We start from the raw sequence: 21,075 nt of genomic DNA, 5'->3' as shown, positions 1-21,075 counted from the left end.
AAGTGAATTCATTTTAAGGGCTTTCAGGATCAGGATTCTTTTTTAACTTATTTCTTCGAAAAGCATATACGATAACTAGTAAAAGTGGCAAGAAAAGTCCAATAAATATGGAAATGAATATTTCAGTCGATTGTTCAATTTCTTTTTGGTAGACGACGTTCGGATAGATCACGAGAGAAAGTATTACGGCAATCATGCCTAACGGTAGCGTTAAAGGGCGGTAGTCTTGTAAGTTTAAAATTTGGGCGATCCCCAAAACGGAAGCATAAAAATAAAGAATCGTCTTAAAATAGAGCGCGATAAACCAAAGGAAACCCATTAATTCTTCAATGCGCTGTAAAAAATCACCAACATTTATTCGTTTAGCCAATTCATAGCCTGGATAAATCTGTCTTGCTGTATCATCGGCACCTACTACCGAAATGCTTAAGAATGTAAAAATGAAGATGAAGATTCCGCCTATTAAGTTTCCAATTAAAAAGGATTTTTTAGCCTGTTTCATTTTATTGATCAGGGACGGGAAGATCATTAATAACACAATTGCGTTGAGAGAAGAAGAGGTAACAAAATAGATACTGGATTGAACAAGCGTTTTTGTTCCTGTCTCAAAAATGGGCTGTAAATTTTCAAATTTTATTTCAGGTGAAATAAACACCACTAAAATGAGAAAAAGTATAAAGAATACGACAATAAAAATTTCTGCAGACCGAGCGATCGTTTCCAATCCAAGCCGGACGCCCATCACGACAATTCCCATCATCAGAATATTAAGAGCTAGTGGAGGAGTGTTAGGCATCATATTGGTCGTGATAAATGTCGAGGAATAATACAAAAGACTAGCCGTGTAAAGTGCTGCCATGGATACAAATAATACGGAAACAGCTTTCCCTATCCACTTACCAAATATCTTTTCGTTGATTTGGATATAAGTGAGATGAGGGAACCAAAGAGCTATAGTCGTGAATAGCCAAATGACCAATAAGCCGATTCCCATACCAATTATAGCGGCAATCCACGCGTCTTGTTTCGCTTCGGTAGCTAATACTGACGGAACAATTAAGATGCCTGTACCAATCGTAAAGAAAATAACCAAAACTAGGAATTGGTATGGATTAATTTTAACATTTTGCATCATTTCATATCCTACCTTTCCCTTCACATGAGTCTTTACTTCAGCAAAGGAGCAATAAGGTTAGTGAACAGTGTAAATAAAAAAGTGAGCAAGTCCATTGGAGTAGGAATAGTTTTTCCGAATCCAAGTATAATGCCAAGCACGACACCAATCGCAAGAAGAATGGAAAACGCGAGCAATTCTTTTTTTTGTTTTTTATCCAAGAGTGGAGGGACTTCAAACCACACAATCGCAGCAACTATCAAAAGTATGCTTATACTTTTTAGCATAATCCGTTAGTCCTTGATCTTATCTAGGAAGGAATTATTTATTGTACCCGTTCGGCGAATGTTCATATCAATTTGTACATTTACCGGCAAGTCGGTAAATTTTTCATCCCACTGTTCTTTCATTTTGTTCCACTCTTTAGGATTGGATCGATGAATGGCTTCACCAAATCCGAAGATGTCTGATTTATATTCATTTTGTACCGTTTCTATTGTTCGTAGAATAATTTCTTTCACCTCTTTTTTATAAATTTTCTCTAGCTCGTGAATGGTTTCTGGTTTCAAAAGATCAATTGAACATAGTACTTCTCCTATATTGCCTTCTGCCTCAATTTGAATATTCACTTCAGGCTCTCCTTTGTTGATAGCGCCTTTAATTTTAGAATGATATTTAAGAATATCTATAGTGATTTTTCCTTCTTTAGGACAAGGAATAGAGGTGACGGTGTTTTTTACTGAGTTGGTAATATCTGAGTAGCCCCTGCTTTCTTCTTCGGTTAACCAGCCGACCAGCTTATCTGCTTTAAACACAGCTAAATCATCATATTGAATTCGTGCGGCAGGAGTAATCGATTCAACATTCTGTTTGCTTTTTCCTATTTCTTCGTCTCCTATTACTTGAATCCCTGTTAACACAGCTTCCTTTCCGTCACTTATGAGATTGGTTACTAGCTCATCTAATATAATGCCTTCTGTTCCGGCCCAGTTTTTTTCTGATATTTTAAGCGCATTAAACATTTTATTGGCTGGAATGCTTTCTATAGGTGTAGTCACATTCAATACTTCAGATGCAGTCAAATGTTTCGCAATGACTACATAGAAGTCTGATCGAAGCTCCCAATCTCTTGATAGTAAATCTAATGATTCGGCGATCCCTTCTTTGGCTAAGTCTTCACTGAGAACTAGTATTTGTAGATGTCCGGGATAAATTTTTCGTGGGGTGTTCTTTGTCATTTTTCGAAAGGCTTCATATACAGTGTCCCCGGTAGCTTTATAGAGAGTGACCGCTGAACGTCCTGTACTTGCCTTCATGGATACTTCCGAAGGCACGACGACTTGTGCACTTACTACGTATTCATTTTCAATTTTATCTATTCCTATTGCCATTGTAATACTCAGCTCATTTAATTCCCTCTTGTCCCAGCACCCCGACAAGAAGAGGGGGAGAATCAGGAGTGTAACTATGCACTTTTTCATCAATGAACTCCCTTTCCTATTCCTCATTTTTTGGGCGGCTGTGGTTTTGCAGAGGCTGGATCTTGTTGTCTCACCTTATTTGTTTGATTGGTTAGGCGAGGGCGAGTAAACATTTTCCATATTGGCACCACAATTAACGTATCTTTTTGATCGGAAACATTAAATGGAGCTAAAGGTGACATATAAGGCATACCAAATGAACGTAAGCTGCATAAGTGGAGAATAAGAGCCACGAAACCAATGGCGATGCCGAATAAACCAAACGAAGCAGCTAGCACCATAAATCCAAAGCGTAGTATCCTAGCAGATATGGCAAAGTTGTAAGTAGGTGAAACAAAACTTGATATGGCGGTTATGGAAACGACGATGACCATTGCAGCTGAAATAATACCGGCTTCGACCGCTGCGGTACCAATCACAAACGCACCTACAATGGACATGGCTGAACCGATGGAGCGGGGCATCCTAACGCCTGCTTCCCTTAATATTTCAAAAGTGACTTCCATTATGAGGGCTTCAATAAATGCCGGAAATGGCACACCTTCTCGTTGGGCTGTCAGGCTAATAAGGAGTGCAGGTGGTAGCATCGTTTGATGAAAAGTGGTAATCGCAATAAATAACGCCGGTGCAAGCAAAGCAATTAGGTATGCAAAGAAGCGTAACAGTCGAATTAGACTTCCAATACCGGTATGCACATAGTAGTCTTCAGGAGATTGGAAAAATTGGACGAATAGTGCGGGAACAATTAGTACAAAAGGGGTTCCATCTACTAAAATGGCTATGCGTCCTTCAAGAAGTGCTGCAGCTACTGTGTCCGGACGTTCGGTATTAAAAACGGTAGGGAAAGGAGAGTATGTTGAATCTTCAATAAGCCCCTCGATATTACCACTTTCCAAAATCCCGTCAATATCTATTCGATCCAAACGCAAACGGACTTCATCGACGATTTTGTCATTAGCAACCCCGTGAATATACATAATGGCAACATTCGTTTTCGTCCGTGTTCCAATCACTTTTGACTCCATCCAAAGACTCGGATCTTTCAGTTTCCGTCGAACCAAAGCTGTATTGACACGCAGATTTTCAGAAAAACCTTCGCGCGGTCCTCTAACTACTGTCTGAGACGCAGGTTCTGTTATTCCACGCTCAACCCAATGCTTATTACCAATGACCAGACCTTCGGCATAGCCATCGATCAAAAGAATCGCATCCCCTGATAAAAGGGAAGTGAAGAGATCATCAAAATTGGTTAGATCTTTAATCTCTCCTACCGTCATGGCAAAATCTTTTAATGCAGTTAAAAGATTTTGCTCAGGCGTTAACTTCTTCTCTAATCCGGTACTTTTTATATCTAGCATCAAGGTTTCCATTATGAAATTTTGTAATGAAGGCGTATCAGACAACCCGTCGGTATAAAAAATACCCGCTTTAACCGATCCACCTCTACCAATTCGTATTTCACGAATGACAATATCGGTGCTCTCGCCCAGGCTATCCTTTACGAATTGTATATTGTCTTGAAGACTTGTCTTTAAATCGTTTGTTGAGTTTGTTGAACTGGTTTCTTTCGTTTGGCTAGGGGGAGTGGATTGTACTTTAGAGTTACCTTTCTTTTTGAAAAAGCCCATACACTACCTCATTTACTGTTTGGTGTTTTGCGTAGGTACGCATATATATTGATTTTTCATTACTGTTTTATTCATCATGTCCTTATTATTGTTATTTTATGCGGGTTGGGCGGGGAAATGAAAGGAGTAATTGATTGGGGTGGATGTAGAATAAAGTAAAAGATTAGAGTTATTGGTAGCATTAATTGGAAGTCTAGAAGATAACTAAAATTGTTTAATATAATTCGAGCGCATAAAAATTTTGAAAATTTTCTTGCATTTTGCTGTCTGAACGGAGCTATCATGCTAGAACTATTAGAGAAACAAACACGAGTGTTTTTCAGAATTATTAATACATCTAGTGAAAAGATTAGTTTTTATAATCCAAAATAGTATTGGGACAAGGCACCTTAAAGTGCCAGCTATCGATCATCATATCGATGGCTGGTACTCTTTTTTTATTGAGTTGAATCGGGAAATACTAAGATTTAATACGATGCATACTGGTGCTAGAACCTGGTACCTCTACTATAGGAATGGTATACTGGCAGATGGATATTTATATAAACCCGATCACAAAGATGGTGAGGAGTTAAATAGAATGACATACGCATTAGAAATTAAAGATCTAAAAAAAGTCTATGCTGGTGGTGTTGAAGCTTTGCGTGGCATCGATTTGAAAGTGGAAGAAGGAGATTTTTATGCTCTTTTAGGTCCTAACGGTGCCGGCAAATCTACAACTATCGGCATTGTGACGTCTCTCGTCAATAAGACATCAGGAAAAGTGAATGTCTTTGGCTATGATATGGATACGCAGTTAATGCAAGCCAAGCTGCAGATCGGTCTGGTTCCTCAAGAATTCAACTTCAGTCCGTTTGAAACGGTTCAGCAGATTGTAGTGAACCAGGCGGGCTATTACGGTGTGTCTAGGAAAGAGGCGCTAAAGCGTAGCGAAAAATACTTGAAGCAGTCTGATTTGTGGGAGAAACGAAATGTTCAGGCCCAGATGCTTTCTGGAGGGATGAAACGTCGACTGATGATCTCACGTGCTTTGATGCATGAACCGCGCTTACTTATTCTTGATGAGCCTACAGCTGGTGTAGATATTGAATTAAGACGAGAGATGTGGACGTTTCTTAAAGAATTGAATGAAAATGGCACGACGATTATTCTGACAACACATTACTTGGAAGAAGCGGAAATGTTGTGTCGTAATATCGGGATCATTCAAAAAGGGCAGCTAATTGAAGATACTAGTATGAAATCATTGCTCGCTAAGCTTCAGTATGAAACCGTTATTTTAGATATCGAATCTTCAGGACGGACGCCAATGATTAAAGGTTATACTAGTGAACTCATGGACGATGGATCTCTTTCTGTAGAAGTAGCACGTGATCAAGGGATCAATGAAGTGTTTAACCAATTGACAGAACAAGGGATTAAAGTGTTATCTATGCGCAACAAGTCCAATCGATTAGAAGAGTTATTTTTAAAGCTTACGGAAGAAACTGCATAGTGGAGGATATACATGTTTAAATTATATTTAACAGCATTAAAAGGTTTATCGGTCAAAGAAACGAACCGCTATTTAAGAATCTGGGTCCAAACATTGGTCCCGCCAGTCATCACAACTTCTTTGTACTTTATCATTTTTGGGAATTTGATTGGTAAACGGATTGGCGAAATGGACGGATTCTCTTACATGGAATTTATTGTCCCAGGATTGATCATGATGTCAGTCATCACTAGTTCCTACTCAAATGTTTCGTCATCATTTTTCTCGCAAAAGTTTCAAAAGAACATTGAAGAACTATTAGTTGCCCCTGTACCGACTCATATTATTATTTGGGGCTTTGTCATTGGAGGAATAGGAAGAAGTGTTCTCGTAGGGATACTAGTCACGATAATCTCTCTGTTTTTCGTGCCGTTGCAAGTGCACTCGTGGAGCATTGTCATCTTGACGTTTTTGATGACGGCTATTTTGTTCTCGTTGGCGGGCCTGTTGAACGGTATTTTTGCCAAGTCATTTGACGATGTGTCTATTGTGCCTACGTTTATTCTTCAGCCGTTGACTTATTTAGGTGGCGTATTTTTTGCCATCTCGATGTTGCCTCCATTTTGGCAAGTAATTTCACAGTTCAACCCGATCGTTTACATGATTTCCGGATTCCGGTTCGGGATTCTCGGTGTGATCGATGTACCCATTATATTTTCCATTGTCATTTCGATTACGTTTATCGTAGTGCTTTACGTAATCAATTGGTATTTGATTGAAAAAGGCCGTGGACTGAGAAGTTAACATCTTGGACGTACTGTATCAGTTACTTGAGAAATAAACTTGAATGCCTAAACCATACAATAGACTCCTGATCAGCCCACTTCGTCATGTGAGCCAAACAGGAGTCTGTTTTAATTTAACCTTGCATAGCTTCTTGAGCAGCAGTGGAGCCTAACAAATCAATAGGCATTGCTGTCATATCTTCAGAGTCCTTCATATTAAACGTCGTCACGCAACATTTTCTGAGAGCTACATGCCCCTGAATAAGATCTTTATCTCAAATTCAAAGTAGCATGACGTAGCACCCTAATACCATTCCCTAAACTTCAATTATTTCGATGGAGATATATTTTATAAAAGAAATCCCTTCTACGACCTAAATCAGTCGCAGGAGGGTTTTTGCTGATAAATATAATTCACCGTCGCTTTATAAACAGTTGGAGATGCATGCGGTCTTAAATTCGAGATACTAGGTCCCAATGTTTGTTAGCTAGATTAGGGGGAAGATCGCTATCTTGGAGTAAGTGGGGATAAAGAATAGGGATTTTCGTGAATTTCCATTGAAATGAATACGTGTCGTTAACTATATAGAAGATTTAGATAACTATTTATATCTCTTAGTGTATACTTTAAGTGTATTTAAACTAAGGTGGTCAAACCATTGATACATCAACACATATAGAGGGAGGAGCTATATTGTTAAATTTCACAGTCGGTCCTGTCACACTTGATAAAGAAGTGCTGAAAATAGGGTCCAAACAAATGCCTTACTTTAGGAATGAAGAATTCTCTGCCATGACATTAGAAAGTGAAGAGCTGTTAAAACAAAGTATGAACTCTCCCGTAGATTCTAAAGTTGTTTTTTTAACTGCCTCAGGTACAGCTGCAATGGAAGCAACCGTTTTAAATTTGTTTGATCAAGAAGACAAGTTGCTTGTTGTAAATGGAGGAGTTTTTGGTTCTAGGTTCTCAGAGATTTGCCAAGTCCATAGTCTACATTATAAAGAGATTAAATTAAACTTCTTTGAAGATTTAACTATTGGTGATTTAATTCCTTACGATAAAAAAGGTTTTACCGGCCTTCTCATTAATATACATGAAACCTCTACAGGTGTACTCTATGATATAAATTTAGTTAAGGAGTTTTGTAAAAAAAATCATTTACTCCTAGTAATAGACGCAATTAGTTCATATTTAGCCGATCCTTTTGACATGGAAGGAAGTACTGCTAATGCAGTTATTATTAGCTCCCAGAAAGCATTAGGGCTCCCGCCGGGTATGTCCTATGTTGTTCTCGACAAAAAATCACAAGATCGTGTGAGAGAGATTTCCTTTAAAAGCGTATACTTTAACTTCAACAAATATTTGTCTGACGGTGAAAGAGGGCAGACTCCCTATACTCCAGCCGTAAGTAATTTGTTACAATTGAATGAAAAATTGAAGTATATTGATAAAAAGAGTGTTACAAAAATAATTAAAGAAACTAGAGAACTTGCCATTCATTTTAGAAATGAAATTATCAAACTGCCTTTTGAAATTCCAACTAAAAGTCCTTCAAACGCATTAACAGCTGTAAGTCCACTTAGATCAATAAGTCCTGAATCAGTTGTTCAATCTCTTAAGATGAATAGTGATATATATGTAATGCCTAACGGAGGAGAATTAAGTTGTAAGATATTTAGAGTCGGACATCTCGGTGCAATTACTATCGAAAATAACCAATATCTACTAGATGAAATAAAGAAAAATTTAAAAACTATTTCATAAAGGGAGGGTTATATTTGAAAGCTATCTTATTGGCTGGTGGAAGAGGAACAAGAATTAGCGAATATATTGGCGACGTGCCCAAATGTTCACTTGATATAGGAGGGAGGTCATTAATCCGCCATACTGTTGAATTATTCCAACGAAATAATATTGAAGTTATAATTGTTGTGGGATATAAAGCGGAAATCATTAAGGATCTTCTATGCGATCTCGATGTTAAGTATTATTTCAATCCGTTTTATAGTGTTACAAATAGTGTAGCCTCTCTATGGTTTTCGAGAAACGAACTTAAAGACGAAGATATTATCATAGCGAATGCAGATGTATACTTTGAGCAGAATATGTTAGACAAGCTACTAAGCTCTAGGTATGAACAAACTTTCCTAATGGATTCGAATAGTGAACTAGATTACCTTTTCTATTGCAATAATAATCAGCTAATCGGGCATGGTAAAGAATTAAAAGAATATAGTGGGGAATATGTAGGCATAGCAAAAATCAAGAAAATATTTTTGGAGAAGTTCGTAGAGAGACTGGAGGAACTAATAAAAGAGCAAAATCACAATTTTTGGTGGGAAAACGTTTTATATTCATTTATAGATGAGATAACTATAAATGTTGTAGACGTTAGGGGTATGTTTTGGTCAGAAATAGACGTCATAGAAGATTATCAAAGAATCCTTGAATTTCGGAGAAACACTGATTTTGGGTACCAGATTCCGACATTATTATGAATTGTGTAGGGACCTGACACGCTTTTAAAATTCATGCTTCATATCACATAAAAGGAGAGGGTAGAATTGGCTGATGAAAAAATAGAAAAAGCAGCATTTGCAGGAGGGTGTTTTTGGTGCATGGTGAAACCGTTTAAAGAATGGCCAGGAGTCCACGACATCGTGTCTGGTTATATGGGCGGGCATCTCGATAATCCGACATATGAAGATGTGAAAAAAGGTACATCTGGTCATATAGAAGTCGTTGAAATCACGTTTGATCCTGTACTATTTCCTTATGAGAAGTTACTTGAAGTATACTGGCAACAAATCGATCCAACAGATGCAGAAGGTCAATTTCAAGACCGCGGCTTATCCTACACAACCGCTATTTTTTATTACACAGAGGCGCAACGGGAAGCTGCCGAAAAATCAAAAGAAGCTCTAGCGGCAAGTGGCATTTTCACAAAACCGATCGTGACACCAATCCGACGAGCAGAAACGTTCTATCGGGCTGAAGAATACCATCAAGATTATTACATAAAAGAAAAAGACCATTACGAAGAGGATCGTGCACGTTCGGGGCGCAATGAATTCATTGCTGAGCACTGGGGTAAGTAATACTAGCATATTGGGTGTCAGATCCTTCGACATTTCAGACTAGTATTGGGACTTGGCACCATTTTACATACAAACAACCTTCTACGACCAAAATCAGTCGTAGGAGGTTTTTTGCTGGTTAATATACTTCTCAGTCGCTTCATAAACAGCTGGAGCTGCATGCTGTCTGACTTGTTCGAGTAAGTCATCATGATCTTGGAACGGCAGAGTTTCTTCGTCGTCACTACATTTTCGATGGTAACGATCTTCATTAATCGAGTACGTGCCGTCGTTTGTTACTTTGGCGATGAGCAACGCTTTGTTGAATGAAGATTCAGGACTGTGATGGATCTGCTGTTTGACGTGGTCCAAATGTGTCCAGTCGATTACGTCGGGATAGAGACCATAGCGACGTTCCCAGCCATTATCCGTCAGTTGTTCAAATACCATTGTGCCTTTTTCAGTAGTTTCACTCCGCAACCGGAATGTACCAGCAGGCGAAGTGACGGGATCGCTATCGAGTGCGACGGGTTGCATGACGAGATTGTTGCCGAAACCACTGTCGATTACGTACAGTGTATTTTCGTAATGGAGCAAATTCACGATATGTGTACGATCGAGGACATAGTGATCACGTGGTGGCGGTGCCCAAATTGTAGCCGCGGCGAGTTGTACGGGGAAACCTAGGTCCCTGAGTGCGATATACAGCAGGCCATTGAGTTCATAGCACAAACCACCGCGTCCGTGTCTAATCATTTTATTTTGAAGATATCGCTCGGTAATAGGCTCTTCATTCGCCAGTAAGACATCCAGGTTTTCAAATTCGAATTGCTGGGCGAAGAGCGTCTGAACTTGGCTGATTTGCTCAAGCGGTGTGCCGTTGAGTGTCAATTGGGTCGAAATCCATTGCAGCATATTTCATCCATCCTTTCATCAGTAGTATTGCCACCATTTTACGATTGCGAAGAGATCTGTCTATGGCTATAAATATAGTATAAATCCAATGAAACTATTTTCGAATTTCTCCGTCTGTACGTTGATCTATGATTACATACTAGAAAGGAAGAAACACAATGAAAAAGATTTGGATAACATTTGGCGCGGTGGCTCTTGCCCTCAGCTTGCCATTATCAAGTATGGCTGCAAGCAACCAGAAGTTCACGGATGTTCCCGATACCAAGCACTTTGCGGAGGCGGTCAATGAATTGGCCGAACGCCATATTATTACGGGATATGCGGACGGCTTATTTAAGCCAGGCAATCCAATCACGCGCGGTCAGACAGCGGCAATTATTGCAAAGTTGATGGGACTGAATCCGGATTATATGGTGAAGGATCCTGGATTCAAGGACGTCTCGAAAGCAAATGGCTATCATAATGCCATTGCTAAGCTTGCGGAGCTTGAAGTGATCGGGGGCTATGAAGACGGAAGATTCGGGCCGAATGATCCCGTCAAACGGGGACAATTGGCTTCCATCCTCGTGAAAGCATTCGATTTACCACGCTTTGCTTTTAACGCGGAAGAAAATCCATTCCATGACGTCAAGCCCAACACGTCGCATGGCGCGAATGTCTTGATTCTGCACAAACTCGGTATTACAACAGGCGTAACGTCCGATAGATTCGGCATCAATGAATGGGTGACAAGAGGACAGGCAGCGAAGTTGATGCAACTAACGGAGTGTGTCCAACCCGAGTCCTATTCATTAAAGACATGGGGTCCAATGCTGCGTTTCTCGGAAATAATGACCGATGAGGACACGGATGAATTTGCGGTCAACTCGGAAGTATATCACGCAGCCATCATTAAAGGCAGACAGACACCTTCAGGATATACTGGCGATCGGTTGCAAGTAACTCCGCTTAAAGAAGGAAGAGGAACATTACAGATCGGCGGTAATTATGGTATGGAAGATCAAAATATCAAACGCTACTATCATAAATACTATGTGGATGTGAAGAAAGTCGATGGCAAACTGAAGGTGCAGTTACTCTACGCGAGCGATATTTTAAAGACGCGGGCGCGTCTGAAACTGGCGGCGGATGAAGAGGTTGAAACTATTCGTTTCGTGCGGACGGACGGGGAAGTCTTATCCGACAACATGCCGTTTGAAGGGTATACCGATTCGCCGGATGTGTTCATTCGTGTCAACAAGCCCGGCAACTTCATCGCGATAGTCCGCTTTACTAACGGAAAAGAAGCGCGCTACGCAGTGGAAGTGAACGTTCCGGATGCACATATGTTGTATTATAAAGTGAAGACGTCAAAGATGTTAGACGCCAACTGAACTTGATTTTTAAAAATAGGTTGTAGTAGATAATGAGAGTAGAAACTGAAAAAGTAATTTATAATACCTGCAGCCAACTTGAGTCAAAGTTTGTTGCAGGTATTTTTTATTTAACGTACCAGGTCCCAAAACTAAAAAAGCCATGGATTTGGGAGAGAAATAGTTGAACAGACGATACAGAAACAAGTGTATTTTCAATCAATGACACGTCACTGGTACCTTTTAGTGATCCTGAAACGGCTGTGACACTATAAACAAAAGAAGATGAAGCTTCCTTTCGCGTGCCCAGACCCAGATGATCCAATTGCGATGAAGGGCTATACTTATGCGGACAGTAATCTTATAATGATGACAGATCCAGATGGTCATTTCGCGCAATTTATTCCTCTTCCAGTTGGAGGTTATAGACTTTATAAAGCTTATAAAAAGATAAAAAATATTAGGCGTTAAAGAATTTTAAACCAATAAAAAAATTATAAAGGTGCTCGCGTTTTAAAAAAAAGAAAACAGACTTCCAAACAATACAAGCTAAAGAGAATATGATGTGAATCTTTATAAAAAGAGAGTAAACAGAGGGGCTCAGCGACTTGTTATTGGTAAGAATGGTAAGTCATAATATACAAAAAATCGTAAAAAATTATTATAAATCATTTTTGAAAATTGATAGAAGGTGACCAAAATGGAACAATACAATATAAATTTAAAACGTCTAGAAGGTCCATATATACATTTTACAAGAGATACCGATAAGTTTAATCATGTATACTGTCAAGTTGAGTCTGTGAAAGAAACTCAATTATTTCACGCGATAATCAATGGAGAATTTTGTTTGACAAAAAAGGAATTATTAAAACAATTTTACTTGAATTTAAATTTTCCGAGTTACTTCTCGGAGAATTGGGATTCTTTTGATGAATGTATTAATGATTTAGAATGGTTGGAAAGTAGTTTTTTTGTGATATTTATTAATAATTTCGAGTTATTATTATCAAAAGATTTAAGCGAAAGGGAAAATTTTTTTGAGATTTTGATGTCGTCTATTAGAGACTGGCGAGATGGCAATAATTATCAGAGTGAAGTTGTACCTTTTAGTATTATTATCCACTCTAACAAAGATATCCCTGAAACATTTAATACTAATTTGTTTGAGATGGGAGTAAATATATTTTAATATAATAGTCGTAGTAAATATAGAATTAAAATAAATATGAGGCATTAGAATATAGTTTAATAGGATATACCGTTTATCTCCTTTGGATTACTATAATCTTAAGGTGTGTTTTTATGTATAAATGAACTAGAACATCTAAATTTGAGGTGTATTAATAGATGAAACCGTGGTTAAGTGTAACTATAAATTATGACAATATAGGAAGAGATCAATTATTAGGGCATGATTTAAATGCCGGACAAATTGATGTGAATTTTAATGATGTGAGATTTTTAAATTTATATTCATACAAAGAGAAAAACAGTAAATATAGTAATTTCTATGATTTTGAAAAATTCCCAAAGCTAATTAGTTTAGATTTATCTCTTACAAATATAACGGATTTCATAGATGTATCGAAATGTAAAGAACTTAGACGTTTGAATGTCGATTACTGTAGAAGTTTATCTTCATGGGAAGGCATTACAAATTTAGCGGAACTTTTAGAAGTACTTTGTATAGATCATGCTAAGAAATTGAGTGTATCAAAGGAATTGTATACTTTAAAAAACCTAAAAATATTAAAGTTGTGTAGTATTCAACCGATAGAGAACCTAGATTTTTAAAGCATTTTCCTAACCTTGAAAAGTTTATTTTTGTTAATACCAATATATTAAGTGGAGATTTAACACCTATTATAGAACACCCAAATATTACATCCGTAGGTTTTCTAAATAAGCAACATTACAATAAAAAAGATGAACAAGTTGACAGATTATTAGAACAAAAGAGGAGAGGGTTATTAAATGTTTCCGAATGATGCAGATGGACAAGTGTTGAAATCATTAAAAAAAGAAGGTGTTGATTTCAGTCAACCACATGATGTTGATTTTCAAATAGCTTGTGCAAATGAAGAGAGTTTACAATCAGCTTTAACTGTTCTACACCATAATGATTATAAAGTAGAAGGGTTTTATGATGAAGAATACGATGAGTGGTATTGTACTGTTCAAATAAATATGTTGTTGGAATATCAATCAATTATGGATATGCAGGAAAAGCTAGATGAATTAGTCAAACCATTCGATGCATACAGTGACGGCTGGGGAGTAATGGTAGACTAATCAAGTAAGAATAAGGATTGTGAAAAAAGACCGTTCAAGCTGTTTTTGAACGGTCTTATTAATTTATAAATGTATAGGATGGCATACTCGTTTTATCTTACGTGACCCAGACGATGAAGATGATCCTATGTAAGGTGCCAGGTCCCAGCACCTTCCGCTAAATACAAACGGTATGTCGAGAAGCGCAAATTCACAAGTTAATAAATGGGGAAAAGATAGATTTAAAGCTAGAATAATTACAAGAAATGTAAAAGGGGGGCGGCAATATTAGCGTGGGAAAGTAGTACAGCGGCTAAGCTTAGGAACAAAGGTAGACTTAATAATAAGAAGTATCACTCTAGACCATAAAGGGGTATGTTGATAAATGTTATTTATGGGATTTAATTTTAACGATTGTTCACCAGAGCATAGTAAACCAAAGCAAACTCAATTTTATTTTGAAACAAATTGTATTGTTTATTTATTCGAACAATTTCTACCTAAAATAAATTTTGAAGACATTTCTGGTGTTCAGTTTGATTGTTTTCCAAATGCTGAATATACATGTGAACCGATTATCATGGATGGTGTTTTACCAGTAACAATTCCATATCGTGTAAGTGATTTTTACAGCTTATCAGATATTGATAAGAAAAAAAAGACACTTGAGTTAATGATGGCTGGATTACGCGTTGTAATTAAAGAAAAGGGTTGGGATGAAACTCCTTTTCTTTATGCTTATGAGAAGGTAATTGAACAACATTATATATTCAAAAAAATATATAAAAAGCCTAAATCAAGTCCGAATCGCAAATTGAAAGCAAAGATTGAAATTGAAATTGGATTATATGATTGTACAGCCTCATTAATAGTTGAAGATAAGAACCAAAAGAAAATATGTACAAAGCTCCTTTATAAAGAAAAGCCACGATTTGATCTATTATATCCGTTTTTGGGAGATGTTAAATGGGTCAGTAACCAAGAAATAAGGGTTTATGCAAGGAAACCAAATGAGATTAATTTTAAATTCGTACAGTTAGCCTAAAGTGGAAATAATTGGAGGTCTCTATATGTCAGAAAAATGGGGAGTGATTTTTACCGAACATGAAGAATAGGCTACTTCGGTTTTAGTAGACATGGGAGTAACAGAGGAGAATGAAGTTTAGAAATTTCCAATTGCTATGGTGGTGAGACTATCATACAAAAGTCCAGATATAAACGGTTTTCTGTTTTTTGAGGAAGCACAAATTATTTGAACTTTGTATTAAGTAGCAATCCGAATGTAAAAGAAGGCGAAGAGTTGATCGTGAAAGTAGAAGAAGTAGAAAGCGTACTTGGCTCGTTTATCATCCAATATAAAAAGCAATAGTAAGAAGAGTATTCATGCGCAAAACTAATGCGAATGTTTAAACATTCGATTACGGTACTAAGCTCTGACACAATTCAGAATTGTGTCGGGACCTAATACCTTCATCAATGACGTGGCGACTTCCAAAGTTCTACTAGGTGCAAGGGCAGGCATTAACTTACATGACAGTCGCTCATACAGCTTTTTATGGGTTAATTTTTTAAACTTAGGTTCGCTGTATCTAGAAAATAATTTCATCCATTTCCTCCTATATGTTAAAGTTAACTACAAATATATTTACTCTAATAATTCTTCAGTTATTGTAAACTACATTTCTAACGTCTAATAAGAAGTGATATTACGGTAAAGATGAAATGAGGACTGACAATATGGTTGGGAAGTTTTTCAAAAAACTTTTTACTAGAGACTATGGACCGCTTGCGACAGAGTTTGCAACATTGCTGGGCTATAAATCATGGAAGGAAATACAAGAAAATTCCTACGGGATTTTCTATACTGAAACGGATGCTTTTTGGTTTGCGACGGAACTGATTGATGGACATTGGGCGGTGTGGAACGAAGAAGGTCAAATGCCTCATCCTTTTACTGTGTTCCCTAACTGGAAAGAGGCAATTAAGTATCTTGGGAACTTATTTGATGAAAGTGGGTTACCAGATCGTTACTGGATCAAAGAACAACCCAAGAAAGAGTATAGCAATTTAATTGATAAAGAAACGCAAATACGTGTTCTGCTTTATGGAAATGCCTTAAACTTTGCTTGTGAAAATTTGGGTGTGAATGATATGAGAACTCGTAAATATGCCGAAGTCTTTACAGTAAGTAATCAGGAGGTCTATGAGTATATTACTATCCATGGACTTCCCCAAAGTGTATCAATAGACAAAAAGGGGCGGGGTGAGGGCTTCCATTATTATCAGGAGGATGGCAAATGGTACACTTTTTTCAGGGAGAGAGGACAGATTTTTAACGAAAAAACTTTTGATGACGAGGAGCTAGGCAAAAGATATATTGTGACCACCTTGCTGCAATTAAGTGGTACCGGACTATATTAGTAGTTACTGCTTCGTTTTCAATACCGGTTTCGGAAACTATTAGAATCGCGTCGGGACGCGATACTTTCACCAAGGAGGAGCACTTGTATTGTATACTAAATATGATGGTTATTTAGTAAGTTTTAAATCAATTTAGGAGGTCTCCTCATGGAAATATTCAAGCAATATATAGCGGGTATCGATTCTCCCGAACAACGTCATCGTGTAGAGCAAGTGTTGGCGTGGGTTACTACTACATTCCCAAATTTGGAGCCGCAAATGAAGTGGAATACACCTATGTTCTCTGACCATGGCACATTTATTATTGGTATTTCTATCGCAAAGCATCATATGAGCATTTCACCTGAACCAGCAGGAATTGCGCGCTTTGCAGATGAAATTGCAGAAGCGGGCTATAGCGCTACAAGTGGTTTGTTTAGAATCAAGTGGAATGAGCCAATTCATTTTGGGTTGTTGGAGAAATTGATCGAATTTAACATGGAAGACAAAATTGATTGTACAAACTTTTGGCGTAAATAAAATAGGAATGATAGTAAAAGTGCCTGTGTATGAAACGAACGAGAATGTGTAAACACTCGTGAAAGTTTCATACACAGGCACTTTTTTAATGTATGGAATTATAGAATAGTCTGATTTGATCGAAGAATCCAGCGCGGTCTTGTTCACTGTGATTTACATAACAATTTCCTTCCTTTTAAAGGAAGGAGTTAAAAGGCTTAGCGAGAGTTTACTCGCTTCGAAAAATAGTGGTAGACAATTGCTTTAGTAAGAGGTATCAGATCCCGACACAATTCAGCATCGTGTCGGGACCTGGTACTTTTTTATAAGTTATTGACCAACAATTCCGAATCCTATATAGTGTTGGTAACTCCAAGAATAATTCTGGTCTTACCAAGCATACACTACTAGTTAAACAGCTTCATAAATTAATTGACTATAGGATAGGAGGACGGTTCATGAATACAAAATATATAAAAGAGTTCATCACGTTTCCAGATATCACTATAATGCTGGTGCTATTTATTCCGCTCATAGTCTATACTTTTTTACATGCTTACTCCGTTGGTGTGTGGATCTCCTTTGTAATAGGGATGGCTACTTATGCAATGAGTGAGTATATGATTCATAGGTTTTTATTTCATATGAAAACGCCGACAAATCCATTTTTACTGAAAACGATTAAGCGCTTACACTTTGATCATCACGTAGATCCGGCGAATTTAAAACTATTGTTCTTGCCGATTTGGTTCAGTTTACCCGGCTTCACCATGTTTGCATTAATTTTCTATTTAATAACCAATAGTTTTCCGTTCACGATGGCTTATCTTGCGGGAATCATTGTCTATTTCATGTATTATGAATGGAAACATTATATTGCGCATCGTCCTGTTCAACCACGTACTGAAATGGGGAGACGTATTAAAAAAGCGCATCTTTGGCATCATTTTAAAAATGAAAACTACTGGTTTGGTGTAACACATACGGCTATCGATAAAACGTTCGGAACGTATAAAGATCAGAAAGTAGTTGAAAAAAGCGATACCGCTAAAAACCTAGAGAATCGTACGTAAGGAGACCGATCTATGAATCGAACAGTAACTGTTGAAAAAGAACTGATCAAAGCAATTCTTCAAGGAGAATATTTGGCGGGAAGTCAAATCGAGACGGAAAGAGAATTGGCCGCAATGTATCAACTGGGACGTCCCGCCATTCGAGAAGTCTTACAGCGCTTGAGTCACGGTGGTTGGCTGACGTTACGAAAAGGTCAACGCGCTGTCGTCAATGATTATTGGAACGGAGGAAATATTACTACAATCGTTGATATTATTGAGTATGTCGATCAAGTGCCAGACGCTTTCGTTCTCTACTTTTTGGAATTACGTATTGCACTAACACCTCAATATGTAAAAAAAGCGGTACTGCTTAATTATCCTAAAGTAGTGGGTGTACTAGCTGAAATCGATGAGTTACTAGATACAGCGGAAGCTTTTGCGTTATATGACTGGAAAGTTCAAAAGGAGTTAGCTAGATTGTCAGAAAATCCGCTCTTTTCGCTCGTGCTAAACAGCTTTGAACCAGCGTACGTGAAAATGGCGTTAAAATACTTTGAAAGTTCATTTCGTCGTGAAGCTTCACTCAGTTATTATAAAAAGTTATTGTCCGTTGCATTATTAGGCGATGATCAGCAAGCAGAAAAACTTTCCCAGGAAATGATGAAAAAAAGCTATGATCTATGGAAAAACCAATTATCACCAGATGAGAGAATCGGCGTGAAGTTTAAGCTTGATAGTATACAATAAGTACATTTTATTCGTAAACATTATGGAAAGGAGGATATGTTAATTACTCATTTACTAGTCAAGTCCATTTCAATCATTCTGCTCCTAGTAACCATCTTCACTCTAGATGTTCCAAAAGGAAAAGCGGAATCAGCAGAAGAATCAATCACTATTCTTTTTACGCATGATTTACATGACAACTTCCTTCCATTTGAAGTAGATAGAGGAGAAAAGAAGAAATCCGTCGGCGGATATGCTAGATTACATAGCGCGATTGTTGAGCAAAAAGAGAAAGATCCGGATGCGATTCTAGTTGACGCGGGTGATTTCGCAATGGGCACATTGTTCCAAACGATTTACGCAACTGATGCACCCGGATTACAGATGATGGGGCGGATGGGGTATGACGTGACGACTTTGGGGAATCATGAATTTGACTTTAGAGCAGAAGGTTTAGCGAGTAGTTTACGCGCTGCGAAAGACAGTGGGGAAAAATTGCCTAGTATTGTCGCTTCGAATACGATTTTCCCGACAGATGAGGACGGCAAGATGCCTCGCAACATTCAAGCGTTAAAAAAATCGATGGGCGATTATGACGTAAAAGATTATATGGTAATAGAACGTAAAGGGATTAAAATTGGCATCGTTGGGTTAATGGGAGAAGAAGCAGCTGGCAATGCGCCGATGTCCGGTGTGACGTTTGATGACGCGGTTGAAAGTGCCAAGTCCACGGTGGCGACATTGAAGAATGAAGAACATGTAGATCTAGTCATCGCTCTTTCACATTCAGGTACGTCGGAAATTCCGTCGCAGTCCGAAGATGAAATGATTGCAAAGAAAGTTCCTGATATTGATGTCATAATTAGTGGACATAGTCATACTACATTTGAGGAACCGGTTATTGTAGGTACTACTATCTTAGGCTCGGCGGGGCAATATGGAGAAAATCTTGGCGTCCTCCGTATTACACGAAATGAAACCAATAAATGGACAGCTAATCATTATGAATTACGGCCAATTGACGATTCTCTTTCTGTAGATTCAACGATCACTAAAACAATCGATACATACAAAAAATCGATACAAGAGAACTACCTCAATGATTTTGGAATGAAGTTTGATGAAGTGTTAGCCTATTCACCGTTCGATTTCGCGCGTTTTTCCAAGTTAGGAATCGAGCAAAAAGAAGAACCTATTGGAAATTTAATAGGCGACTCCTTCATTCACATGATTCAGCAATTGGAAGGAAAGGACTATGAACCGATCGCTGCCGCGGTTGTTCCAGTGGGTACGATTAGAGATACCTTCAGCAAAGGCGACATCACCGTTTCAAACGTTTTTAATGTGAATTCTTTAGGAATCGGTCCCGATGAAATCTCTGGCTATCCGCTTGTAGACATTTATTTGACCGGCAAAGAATTGAAGACCATTGCAGAAGTCGATGCTTCGATTACTCCTATTATGAATGAAGTTCAATTGTATATCGCAGGTTTACGGTACACGTTTAATACAAATCGCTTCATTTTCAATAAAGTCACGGATATCAGTTTGCAATCTATGGATGGGACAAACGAAGAAATTGACGATGAAAAGCTTTACCGCGTGGTTGGCGGCTTATACTCCGTTCAAATGCTTCCGTTTGTAAATGAAAAATCTTTTGGCATCCTATCGGTTGTGCCAAAGACAAAAGAAGGTACACCGGTGACAAATTTTGAAGACCACATCGTGTATATGAATGAGCACCAAGAAGTGAAAGAATGGTATGCCATTGCAAATTACTTCAAATCCTTTAAAAAGATGAACGGTGTCGCACAAGTACCACCATATTACGAGCAAACACATGGTAGAAAAATCGTAGAGCATGATTCAAATATTTGGGCCATCCTCAAAAATCCGAACGGGATAATCCTAACCATCTATGCGATCGTACTCACAGTTGTCGGCCTAGTGGCTTTGCTTGTGACGTTTATTGTGAGGAAGCGCAAAAAAAATAGTTGATTCGGTGAGTGGTAAACATGCTGAAATGATGAGCGGATTCACATCGGACGAGGGCGTACACTAGCATCGCATATAGCGATGCTTTTCTTTTACATCACTTTACGAGAATTTGGTTTTATGGATACCTACAGTGGAGTACATAGTAGAGTGGAATAAAAACGTTGAAACATAGTAGCATGAATTCAACACATCTGAAAAAAACGAACCCTTTCACAGGTTATGAACGTATGAATAGTAGAAATATATTTGTTTCTCGAACAAGCTAGTTGATGATTT

The 21,075-nt window shown here is 38.0% G+C and carries 20 protein-coding genes; 15 read left to right on the top strand and 5 right to left on the bottom strand.

Annotated features, from left to right (window positions below):
- Positions 1 to 13: 13 nt before the first annotated feature.
- From SporoP8_RS01660 to SporoP8_RS01645, 4 genes are read right to left on the bottom strand one after another with little or no spacing between them, the layout of a single operon-like run.
- Positions 14 to 1,135, bottom strand: coding sequence for a GerAB/ArcD/ProY family transporter (locus SporoP8_RS01660; RefSeq protein ID WP_085130911.1), 1,122 nt, complete (start codon positions 1,133 to 1,135; stop codon positions 14 to 16).
- A gap of 32 nt (positions 1,136 to 1,167) precedes the next feature.
- Positions 1,168 to 1,401, bottom strand: a complete 234-nt coding sequence (locus SporoP8_RS01655) for a hypothetical protein (RefSeq protein WP_085130910.1) — start codon at positions 1,399 to 1,401, stop codon at positions 1,168 to 1,170.
- 6 nt (positions 1,402 to 1,407) lie between these two features.
- Positions 1,408 to 2,595 carry a Ger(x)C family spore germination protein gene (locus SporoP8_RS01650; RefSeq protein ID WP_085130909.1) on the bottom strand — a complete coding sequence of 396 codons (1,188 nt, stop codon included), beginning with the start codon at positions 2,593 to 2,595 and terminating at the stop codon, positions 1,408 to 1,410.
- A 23-nt stretch (positions 2,596 to 2,618) separates the two neighbouring features.
- Positions 2,619 to 4,223: a spore germination protein gene (locus tag SporoP8_RS01645; protein WP_085130908.1), complete on the bottom strand. Its 1,605-nt coding sequence runs from the start codon at positions 4,221 to 4,223 to the stop codon at positions 2,619 to 2,621.
- A gap of 580 nt (positions 4,224 to 4,803) precedes the next feature.
- Between SporoP8_RS01645 and SporoP8_RS01640 the strand changes: the two genes are divergently transcribed.
- From SporoP8_RS01640 to msrA, 5 genes are all read left to right on the top strand, one after another.
- On the top strand, positions 4,804 to 5,718 hold the full coding sequence (locus SporoP8_RS01640; RefSeq protein ID WP_085130907.1) for an ABC transporter ATP-binding protein: 915 nt from the start codon (positions 4,804 to 4,806) through the stop codon (positions 5,716 to 5,718).
- 12 nt (positions 5,719 to 5,730) lie between these two features.
- Positions 5,731 to 6,501: an ABC transporter permease gene (locus SporoP8_RS01635; RefSeq protein WP_085130906.1), complete on the top strand. Its 771-nt coding sequence runs from the start codon at positions 5,731 to 5,733 to the stop codon at positions 6,499 to 6,501.
- Positions 6,502 to 7,176: 675 nt separating this feature from the next.
- Positions 7,177 to 8,247, top strand: a complete 1,071-nt coding sequence (locus tag SporoP8_RS01630) for a pyridoxal-phosphate-dependent aminotransferase family protein (RefSeq protein ID WP_085130905.1) — start codon at positions 7,177 to 7,179, stop codon at positions 8,245 to 8,247.
- Positions 8,248 to 8,261: 14 nt separating this feature from the next.
- Positions 8,262 to 8,981, top strand: coding sequence for a phosphocholine cytidylyltransferase family protein (locus tag SporoP8_RS01625; protein WP_085130904.1), 720 nt, complete (start codon positions 8,262 to 8,264; stop codon positions 8,979 to 8,981).
- A 120-nt stretch (positions 8,982 to 9,101) separates the two neighbouring features.
- Entirely contained in the window at positions 9,102 to 9,581 is a 480-nt protein-coding gene (gene msrA, locus SporoP8_RS01620; RefSeq protein ID WP_232319239.1) for a peptide-methionine (S)-S-oxide reductase MsrA, read from the top strand.
- 93 nt (positions 9,582 to 9,674) lie between these two features.
- Here the strand turns inward: msrA and SporoP8_RS01615 are convergent, their stop codons facing one another.
- The gene (locus tag SporoP8_RS01615; protein WP_085130903.1) at positions 9,675 to 10,475 is read right to left on the bottom strand and encodes an arylamine N-acetyltransferase family protein; all 801 of its coding nucleotides are present in this window, start codon (positions 10,473 to 10,475) and stop codon (positions 9,675 to 9,677) included.
- Between the two features lie 158 nt (positions 10,476 to 10,633).
- Between SporoP8_RS01615 and SporoP8_RS01610 the strand changes: the two genes are divergently transcribed.
- The 10 genes from SporoP8_RS01610 (at position 10,634) to SporoP8_RS01555 (ending at position 20,799) form a co-directional block, all read left to right on the top strand.
- The gene (locus SporoP8_RS01610) at positions 10,634 to 11,848 is read left to right on the top strand and encodes an S-layer homology domain-containing protein (protein WP_085130902.1); all 1,215 of its coding nucleotides are present in this window, start codon (positions 10,634 to 10,636) and stop codon (positions 11,846 to 11,848) included.
- Between the two features lie 679 nt (positions 11,849 to 12,527).
- The gene (locus tag SporoP8_RS01600) at positions 12,528 to 13,019 is read left to right on the top strand and encodes a barstar family protein (protein WP_085130900.1); all 492 of its coding nucleotides are present in this window, start codon (positions 12,528 to 12,530) and stop codon (positions 13,017 to 13,019) included.
- A gap of 158 nt (positions 13,020 to 13,177) precedes the next feature.
- The gene (locus SporoP8_RS01595) at positions 13,178 to 13,624 is read left to right on the top strand and encodes a hypothetical protein (protein WP_085130899.1); all 447 of its coding nucleotides are present in this window, start codon (positions 13,178 to 13,180) and stop codon (positions 13,622 to 13,624) included.
- A gap of 180 nt (positions 13,625 to 13,804) precedes the next feature.
- Complete coding sequence (locus SporoP8_RS01590; protein WP_085130898.1) at positions 13,805 to 14,122, top strand: ribonuclease E inhibitor RraB; 318 nt, start codon at positions 13,805 to 13,807, stop codon at positions 14,120 to 14,122.
- A gap of 364 nt (positions 14,123 to 14,486) precedes the next feature.
- Entirely contained in the window at positions 14,487 to 15,146 is a 660-nt protein-coding gene (locus tag SporoP8_RS01585) for a hypothetical protein (RefSeq protein ID WP_085130897.1), read from the top strand.
- Between the two features lie 692 nt (positions 15,147 to 15,838).
- Positions 15,839 to 16,522, top strand: a complete 684-nt coding sequence (locus tag SporoP8_RS01575; protein WP_085130895.1) for a hypothetical protein — start codon at positions 15,839 to 15,841, stop codon at positions 16,520 to 16,522.
- Positions 16,523 to 16,669: 147 nt separating this feature from the next.
- The gene (locus SporoP8_RS01570; RefSeq protein ID WP_085130894.1) at positions 16,670 to 17,041 is read left to right on the top strand and encodes an iron chaperone; all 372 of its coding nucleotides are present in this window, start codon (positions 16,670 to 16,672) and stop codon (positions 17,039 to 17,041) included.
- 437 nt (positions 17,042 to 17,478) lie between these two features.
- Positions 17,479 to 18,093, top strand: coding sequence for a sterol desaturase family protein (locus SporoP8_RS01565; protein WP_085130893.1), 615 nt, complete (start codon positions 17,479 to 17,481; stop codon positions 18,091 to 18,093).
- A gap of 12 nt (positions 18,094 to 18,105) precedes the next feature.
- The gene (locus SporoP8_RS01560) at positions 18,106 to 18,822 is read left to right on the top strand and encodes a GntR family transcriptional regulator (RefSeq protein WP_085130892.1); all 717 of its coding nucleotides are present in this window, start codon (positions 18,106 to 18,108) and stop codon (positions 18,820 to 18,822) included.
- Between the two features lie 36 nt (positions 18,823 to 18,858).
- Entirely contained in the window at positions 18,859 to 20,799 is a 1,941-nt protein-coding gene (locus tag SporoP8_RS01555; RefSeq protein ID WP_085130891.1) for a bifunctional metallophosphatase/5'-nucleotidase, read from the top strand.
- Positions 20,800 to 21,075 lie beyond the last annotated feature (276 nt).

Origin of the sequence: Sporosarcina ureae, assembly GCF_002101375.1 — a bacterium.
GTDB lineage: Bacteria > Bacillota > Bacilli > Bacillales_A > Planococcaceae > Sporosarcina > Sporosarcina ureae_B.
The sequence above is the reverse complement of the archived record's forward strand: the minus strand, read 5'-3'. Positions and strand labels throughout refer to the sequence as shown.